Annotated in this window: 3 protein-coding genes; 2 read left to right on the forward strand and 1 reads right to left on the reverse strand. The window is 42.0% G+C overall.

Annotated elements, in window-relative coordinates; translation table 11 throughout:
- Positions 1-395: 395 nt before the first annotated feature.
- Together ACFFAP_RS10230 and ACFFAP_RS10235 are read left to right on the forward strand one after the other, a co-directional pair.
- Positions 396-1727: a P-loop NTPase fold protein gene (locus tag ACFFAP_RS10230; protein WP_375511111.1), complete on the forward strand. Its 1332-nt coding sequence runs from the start codon at positions 396-398 to the stop codon at positions 1725-1727.
- Positions 1703-6826 (forward strand): hypothetical protein, encoded by a 5124-nt coding sequence (locus ACFFAP_RS10235; RefSeq protein WP_375511112.1) that lies wholly within the window; start codon positions 1703-1705, stop codon positions 6824-6826. Before ACFFAP_RS10230 ends, ACFFAP_RS10235 begins: the two co-directional genes overlap by 25 nt.
- 7 nt (positions 6827-6833) lie before the next feature.
- Here ACFFAP_RS10235 and ACFFAP_RS10240 read toward each other — a convergent pair whose 3' ends face one another.
- Complete coding sequence (locus ACFFAP_RS10240; protein ID WP_375511113.1) at positions 6834-7847, reverse strand: hypothetical protein; 1014 nt, start codon at positions 7845-7847, stop codon at positions 6834-6836.
- Between the last annotated feature and the right edge of the window lie 217 nt (positions 7848-8064).

The following is an 8064-nucleotide window of genomic DNA, read 5'->3' on the forward strand; positions in this document are numbered from 1 at the left end:
ACAAAAGGATCTGTTTCATCAACAAGATCATGATTTAGCAACGAGATTAAGCTCAAAATTGCTGTAACAAAACTCTATATTCAAGAACACTAGAAAATTGTACTTAACAGTACCTTTTTTTGTGTTGGATGTTTTTAATATTCATAAGAGTACCTTATTTAAGATTAGACATTTTTGCTATTTGTACTTATATTAGTATTTATACTTACTTAAGATCAAATATCAGCATTACGATGTGCTACACATAACTTATATATGAACAATTATCCTGAATGCTGCTAGTTTAGTTAGTAGTTTGGGTGAAATGTACTTAAATTAAGGGATCAATTCCCTAAAACCAATATATTTAGTCAGTAGATTTTGTGATCCCTATTCCTGAGTGAACTCGATTAGTTATGCTCCTAGATTTAGAAAGATTTTATCAGGCTTGCAATCCGAGCAGACCTCTAATCATAGGAAATGCCAGCGATCGCAGGTACTATATCGATTTTGCTGCGGTGCGGGGTGGCAAAATTATCGAAGCTTTGCAGCGCACGATCGCTAGAATATCGCCAGATGCCCCAACCTGTCAACTATTTACAGGACATCTCGGTTGTGGAAAATCAACGGAGTTGTTGCGGCTCAAAGCTGAGTTAGAAGTGCAGCAATTTCATGTAGTTTACTTTGAGTCTACCCATGTCTTAGAAATGGCAGATGTGGATGTGACTGATATTTTGTTAGCGATCGCAGGACAAGTGAGTGAAAGCCTAGAAGCAATGAAAATTAGGCTCAAATCTACCTACTTTACTAAGTTGTTTGGTGAACTTGTAGATTTTTTGCAAACACCAATTGATCTTGGGGTAGAAGCAGAGTTGTCTGTGGGGATTGCCAAAATTACAGCTAAAACTAAAGAAAGTCCCCAATTGCGGCGGCGGTTAAGAGATTATCTCGAACCGCGAACAGCAAATATTTTACACTCAATTAATCAAGAATTGCTAGAACGTGCCAACAAAGAACTGAAAACCAGGGGTAAAAAAGGACTGGTGGTCATTGTTGATAACTTGGATAGAGTTGCAATTCGACCTTTACCATCGGGGCGATCGCTACCAGAATACTTATTTATTCAGAGAGGTGAACAGTTACGCAAACTGAATTGTCATGTAGTCTACACTATTCCCTTAGCCCTGACTTTCTCCAACGATAGCGCCGAACTTCAGCATCGTTTAGGGGGAGGAGTCGCACCCAAAGTGTTACCGATGATACCTGTACGTCTGCGCTCTGGGGAGATTTTCACCCAAGGGCTAGCAATGATGCGGCAAATGGTGCTAGCTAGAGCTTTTCCAGACATTTTACCTAGCGATCGATTAGGCTTAATTACAGAGGTGTTTGATAGTTTGGAAACCTTAGATCGATTGTGCCTGATTAGTGGTGGTCATGTACGCGACTTGCTAGGGTTACTGTTTGACTGTCTGCGAGAACAAGATCCACCCTTTGAGCGGGATTGTGTCGAATTGGTGATTCAAAGACAACGGGATTACCGAGCTAACGCCATCGATCCTCATGAGTGGGAATTAATCTTTCAGGTGGTACAACAGCAGAGAGTTAGAGGTGATATAGAATACCACGCTCTCTTGCGAAGTCTATTTGTATTTGAATACCGCGATCATCAAGGAGCTTGGTTTGCCGTCAACCCAGTTTTAGCAGAGACGGACAAATTTAAATCATGGTTGAACGACACGCACAAGTAGATGTAAGAGCAGCTAACGAGCGTGCTTTACGGAGTTTGGGGAGAGCAATTGCCCTTTCTAACGGTCAATTCTCCCTGGTTTTGGTGTGCTGCAATTATCGAGTTTTGCAAGAGCGAATGCTACAACGACTCGAAGAACTCTCTTCAGGAGTACACCGGATTCAAAAGGTAGTTCTGTCGCATAATGCTAGAAGCCTTTACACAAGTATTCATTTACAACTGCTAACCGAAGCGAATCCGCCATCAGCGTTGATGATTTTGGGTTTAGAGTCAGTAGATGGACTTGATGATCTACTTAGGTCTATCAATCATATTCGTGATGAATTTCGCAAACGCCACCCATTTCCGATGATTGTGTGGGTGAATGAGCAAGTGTTGCAAAAGGTTGTGCGTTTAGCGCCAGATTTCGCTAGTTGGGCGGCGACACCGATTCGGTTTGAAATGACAACTCAATCATTGCTGCAATTTTTGCAACAGGAAACTGACTCTTTATTTGCCACGGTGTTACCAACTGATACTGCACAACACCAACCTCCTCAAGTTGCAAAGCATTATTTCACTGTGGAGCAAGTCTGGAAACATAGCTATGAACTCCACTTTGCCATTAGAGAGTTGCATGATCGTGGTATTACCTTAGAGCCAGAATTACACGCTAGTTTAGAATTTGTTTTTGGTCTAGATGATTATATTAGCGATCGCATTAATCCAGCTTTGAACCATTTTCAGCAAAGCTTGCAAGTTTGGCAAAAGTTAGTAGAGATAAAAGATAAGGGAGATGAAGCAGATAAGGAAGTATTTTCTTCCCCATCTCCTCCATCTCCTCCATCTCCATTGCTTCTGCGACAGGGAGTTTTGCTGTTTTATATTGGGCTATGTTATTGCCGTTTAGCAGAGCAAAATCAAACAGAAAACCGCCGTCATTGGTACACAGCTAAATCTTATTTTCAGCAGTGCTTGACTATCTTACAGGTGGCTGGGCGTCCAGACATAGTTGCTGGATTTATTAGTCAACTCGCTGAAGTTTTGCAATATCTGCAAGAATGGCAAGAATTGCAGACAGTTGCTCAAAAGTCTCTGGAGTTGCATCAAACTTATGGTAGTCAAATCCAATTAGCTTGTGACTACGGTTTTCTGGCACAAGTGGCTGTGCAGCAGTCGCGGTGGGTACAAGCGAGTATATTAGCACACGTATCACTGTTGAAATTAGGTGAGGCGCAAAAGCACAATGACCCTTATAACTGCTTATTTCCATTACTATTGGGGCAAATTTACTATTTAGTTTTAGCAAAAGCACAGCGAAATTTAGGTGAGTTAGAAGTAGCTCGTGAATACTTAGACAAGGCGACAAAAGAACTACCAGCAGCCTTAGAAAGCAGTGCCCATCAATACGATGCCCATCGTTATATTCGCTTATTGCGGAGACTGCGATCGCTCTATTTTGAAGAAGGGCGATATTTGGAAGCATATTACATTCGCCAGAAACGGCGTTCTGTTGAGCAACAGTACGGTTTTCGGGCTTTTATCGGTGCGGGACGCTTGCAACCGCAAAGACAGGCGACAAACCCAGCATTGATGTCACATTCTGGGAGTAGCAGCGTTGCTTTAGAAATTGCGGCTTCTGGCCGAGAGCGTGATATTAATAACTTAATTGGGAGAATTAGCCGTGCTGATCGAAAATTGACGGTGATTCACGGTCAATCAGGGGTAGGCAAGAGTTCTATTGTAACTGCGGGGTTAGTTCCAGCACTGCAAAATCGAGCTATTGGCGATCAAATAGCTGTACCTGTAGTCCTGCAAGTTTACACCGATTGGGCCCGGGAATTAGGGAAATCTTTAAGTGAGGCGATGTCTAATGACGCATCCCTTGCCATATATGCTGACATCATCGCAGAAACAGCCATTGAATTGGAAGTTTTGCCTTACTCTGCCACACCGATTACCATCCTCAGAATTTTACAACAACTAAAAGAAAATGCTGATAACCATCTGATCACAGTTTTAATTTTTGACCAGTTTGAAGAATTTTTCTTTGGTTATAGTGATCGCAATCAAAAGCAAGAATTTGATAAATTTATTAGCGACTGTCTGAATATACCCTTTGTCAAAGTTATTCTTTCTTTACGAGAAGATTATTTACATCGTTTATTAGACTTTAAACATGTTTCCGCACTGGAAGCAATTAATAATAATATTCTCGATAAGCATATTCGCTACCAGTTAAATAATTTTTCGCCAGAATATGCTAAAGCAATTATCCGAAAATTGACAGAGCGATCGCAGTTTAATTTAGAGCCTGCTTTAATTGATGCCTTAATCGAAGATTTATCCACAGGATTTGGAGAAGTCCGCCCCATTGAATTGCAAGTTGTAGGAGCGCAAATTCAAGATGAGCGAATTACTACACTAGAAGAATATCAGCCATATAGACCGAACAAACTTATCGAGCGATATCTTAAGGAATTAATCAAAGACTGCGGCCCAGAAAATGAACGAGCCGCGTTACTAGTCTTATACTTATTAACAGATGAAAGTAATAACCGACCTTTTAAAACTCGTGCTGAGTTAGCGGTGCAGCTAGCAGAATTAGAAGATGCTAGTAAATTAGAGTTAGTATTAGAAATTTTAGTTAGCTCTGGTTTAGTGGTACTATTCCCTGATGTACCAGAACGCTATCAACTGATTCACGATTATTTAGTAGACTTGATTCGCTACTTGCAACAACAAGAATCGAGCTTACAGGTACAACTTAACCAGCTGCGCTACAAAGTAGAACAGAGTCAAGCCGAGATTGAGCGACTTAAGAGCGAACTTAGCCAAAATGAGCAGCGATCGCAATTGGTAGATCCTCATCCCCAGCAGGGTTTGGACTTATTAACAGAATTACGGGAATTACACAAGCGCGAAGAATTGAGTCAGTTAGAAATTGAGCAATTACGAGCTGAACTCAAAGAAAAAGAATTAACAGCTAAACTCGCAGAAAGTCAAAAGAAACAAAGGCTGAGTGAAGCTCAATTAAATCGTTCTTTAAAAATTGCACTTACTGCTTCTGTTCTCGCCATATTGGGATTAAGTGTTTCCATCGTCACAGCAGTAGATAGCGAAATTAAAACCCTCAGTGCATCTAGTGAAGCCTTCTTTGCATCCCAAAAAGGTATTGATGCTTTAAAAGAAAGTTTAAAAGCAGGGAGAAAATTACAACAAATAATCTGGGTAGATTCCAATACTAGAGAGCAAGTACAGACGGCACTATATCAAGCAGTTTCCGGGTTAAGAGAATATAACCGCTTGGAAGGGCATATTTCTGGGGTAAATAGTGTTACATTTAGCCTTGATCGCTCTTTAATTGCCTCAGCCAGTGCGGATACTACAATCAAACTTTGGCATCCCGATGGTAGCTTAGTCAAAACGTTATCGGGGCATGAAGATGTAGTTAATAGCGTCAGTTTCAGCCCAGATAGTCAAATTGTTGCTTCCGCCAGTCAAGATCAGACGGTGAAACTTTGGAGTCGAGAGGGTCAACTGCTTGCTACTCTATTAGGGCATCAGGGTGTGGTGAATAGTGCCAGTTTTAGCCCTGATGGTCAGATTATTGCTTCAGCGAGTAGCGACAAGACGGTGAAATTGTGGAGTCGGGATGGTAAACTGCTCAAAACCTTGCAGGGACATAATGGTGCAGTTTTAAGTGTCGCTTGGTCGCCTGATGGACAAACCATTGCTTCCGGGAGTGCTGACAAGACGGTGAAATTGTGGAATCGGGATGGTAAGCTGCTTAAAACCTTCCTCTCACATGATGATGCAGTCTTAAGTGTAGCTTGGTCGCCCGATGGTCAAACTATTGCTTCTGCTAGTTTAGACCAGACAATCAAACTGTGGAATCTGGAGGGTAAGCTACTGCGAACCTTATCGGGGCATAGTGCTGGAGTGACCAGCGTCACTTTTAGCCGTGATGGGAAAGCGATCGCTTCTGCAAGTACCGATGAGACAATCAAACTTTGGAGTTCTGAGGGTGTGTTGCTGGGAACTCTCAAGGGACATAATAATTGGGTGAATAGCGTCAGTTTCAGCCCAGACGGTCGCACCTTGGCTTCTGGAAGTCGGGACAAAACTATTAAACTCTGGCATTGGGACGGTATGTTATTGCGAAAGCCCAAAGCTGATAATGATGACTGGGTAACTAGCATCAGTTTTAGCCCAGACGATCGCACCTTAGCAGCAGCAAGCCGGGACAAAACTATAAAACTTTTCAGTAGAGACGGGAAACTACTCCGTACATTCACGGGGCATAAGAGTGAAGTTTGGGGCGTTAGTTTCAGCCGCGATGGTCAAGTAATTGCTTCGGCTAGTAAAGATAAAACAGTGAAGCTTTGGAGTCGTGACGGTAAACTGCTCAATACCTTGCAGGGTCATAATGATACCGTCTTGAGTGTAGCTTGGTCACCTAATGGTCAAGTAATTGCCTCAGCTAGTAAAGATAAAACAGTAAAGCTTTGGAGTCGAGATGGTAAACTGCTTAACACCTTGCAGGGACATCAAGATGCGGTGAATTGGGTAAGCTTTAGTCCTGATGGCAAGTTGCTAGCCTCAGCCAGCGATGATAAAACAGTGAAAATCTGGAGTGTAGATGGTAAATTACTATACAACTTAACTGGTCATAGTCGCCGGGTAAATGGGGTTGCTTGGACACCTGATGGTCAAGCGATCGCTTCAGCTAGTATTGATAACACGGTGAAGATTTGGAGCCGAGACGGTCATCTGCTAAATAATCTTACAGGCGATGGCGATAGTTTCATCAGTGTGAGTTTTAGCCCCGATGGTAAAACTTTAGCAGCTAGCAGTGATGATAAGGTGAGAATTTGGAACCGACAAGGGACGTTGCTGATTGCTTTGAAAGGTGATAAGCAAGAGTTAACCAGTGTCAGTTTTAGTAATGACGGCAAGACTCTGGCTGCGGGGAGTGGTAATGGCACAGTAATTTTCCAGAATTTGGCAGATATCGAACTGGAAAAATTGCTGGCACGGGGTTGCAATTTGCTACATGATTATTTGCAGACTAATCAGAAGGTAATGAAGGGCGATGGCGCCTTGTGTTCTGGTAGGTGATAGCGGATTAGAGTCCTAACGCAAAGTCATCGCCACCTTGAAAATCAAACTCTGCCCGATAAGAGTATTCAATTTTCAGCGTGTAGTCTGCACTATTAAAACTATTGGTTTCTATTACTATTTCCCGCAATACTTCTCTAGTAGATTCAGAGTTATGAGAACCAATGGAAAGTAAGTCACCAAAGGCTATTTCTGGTGATGGTTTAATCGTAATCGCTGGCTTTCCATCGGCTAAATTGGGCATGGGAGTTCCATCTTTTAGCAATGCCAATACAACAGCTGTTAAACTTCTGAAGGTAACATTTGAGTAACAGTTAGAGACTACGATCGCAATAGTTTCTGAACCCTGCACCGTCAATGGCTGGCGATCGCTCCTTAACTCAAAACACGGTAGTGGCTGCTGAATCTCTAACTTAATCCCAACTGGACGGCTATTGCAAATTACCTTTTGAAGAACCTCTGTAAAGCCACCAATAGAATCGCGACCGGTAAAAGCTTCTCCACTTGTTTCTTTAGCTAATCTGGCATATTCTTGCTGCAAACTATCTTTAAATTTGCTCTTAGTCGTGCCAAAATAAGTATGAACCTTCACTCCTGCCTGTTGAGCTTTTGTGATCGCTTTATTGGCAGCAATAATATCTTTCTCTTCAGTTCTATCTCCTCCAGCTTCGAGGGCTTCATCTCCCAAATAGAAAATTGATCGGGTTGCGCCTGGTCGCCAATCAAAATAAGTTGAGATATCTTCTACAGTTCGAGCCGCATCTTCCTGCGCTCCCGCATCAGGTAATTGTCCTCGCTTTCTGGCTCGCAGGTCTCCCTTAGAAACTTGGCACTCTGTCAAAAGATGATCCCTTACTGTCCGATTAAAATTTGTCCCTTTCCAAGTGCCTTCGATGCCAAGCCAAATCACTCTCAAATCGCAAGGACAACTAGAAGAGGCGGTAGCAATAGCTGCGGCGGCGGCATTGCTAAGGTCGGAAGCTTCATCTTTCATCGAAGGGCTAGTATCGATGACGACCATTGCTAACTAATTTATAAATTTCTTCCGAGGTAGTTAAGATTGTATTTATGGAAGCCTCGCATCTCTTTTTTAATACGAATACACGTTCAGTATTAATATAATTAAATATTTTTTCTTTTATTTCTGGAATTCCACTACCTTTTTTATTTAAACTTTCCTCATCAATAATTCCAGTTAATCTTTTTAACTGGTCTTGAATATTACTTGTATCACCAAT

This window comes from uncultured Nostoc sp. (assembly GCF_964245575.1).
Classification (GTDB): Bacteria; Cyanobacteriota; Cyanobacteriia; order Cyanobacteriales; family Nostocaceae; genus Nostoc.

Coding starts and splice junctions, on each gene's coding strand:
- ACFFAP_RS10230 (WP_375511111.1), top strand. CDS start 396: ATGCTCCTAGATTTAGAAAGATTTTATCAGGCTTGCAATCCGAGCAGA.
- ACFFAP_RS10240 (WP_375511113.1), bottom strand. CDS start 7,847: ATGGTCGTCATCGATACTAGCCCTTCGATGAAAGATGAAGCTTCCGAC.
- ACFFAP_RS10235 (WP_375511112.1), top strand. CDS start 1,703: ATGGTTGAACGACACGCACAAGTAGATGTAAGAGCAGCTAACGAGCGT.